Here is a 514-nt window from a genome sequence, read left to right as displayed (position 1 = left end):
CAGCAGCAAATGTCGAATCGGGTCGGGCTGCGGCAAAAGCTGCGGCCCTAAGAACGTGTTCACGGTCTATTTGGGGCCGCGTTGGGGAGCAATCGGGATGAGTTGGCTGTCAACGCCCGCAGCATGGGCTTGTGCCCATGCAAGGGTGATGGCAGGCAAATCGCCCGATTTCTCCCCAACCCGAAGGGCAGCTGTCTTTTCGGGCAGTCTGGGGTGTTGCGACTCTTGCCAATAGCCAGCTATTGGCGGCGAGCCGCGCCTACCAGCCCCTCCCGAAAAGGCAGCTGCGCGGCCCCAAATAGACCGTGAACACGTTCTAAGCCCCGCTCAAACGTGCGGCTGCATCAGCTGCTCGATCGGGTAGTAGTTCTTGACGAACGGTGTTTTGATSACGATGTAGCTGAAGTATTTTTCGATGCCGATGTTGGCCTCCAGCAAGCCYTCGAYGATCTCCTGGTAGTGGTTTACGCCGCGCGTGACGAACTTCAGCAGGTAGTCGTAGCCGCCGCTGACC

The 514-nt window shown here is 58.9% G+C and carries 1 protein-coding gene; it reads right to left on the bottom strand.

Annotated features, from left to right (window positions below):
- Window positions 1-327 precede the first annotated feature (327 nt).
- Window positions 328-514, bottom strand: a 187-nt coding sequence (locus tag AC1DT3_RS23920) for an Lrp/AsnC ligand binding domain-containing protein (protein ID WP_477467624.1), incomplete at its 5' end; no start/stop codon positions are given.

This window comes from Microvirga sp. P4_G7 (genome assembly GCF_056401005.1).
Note: the sequence above shows the minus strand (reverse complement) of the source record. Positions and strands in the feature narration are given on the sequence as shown.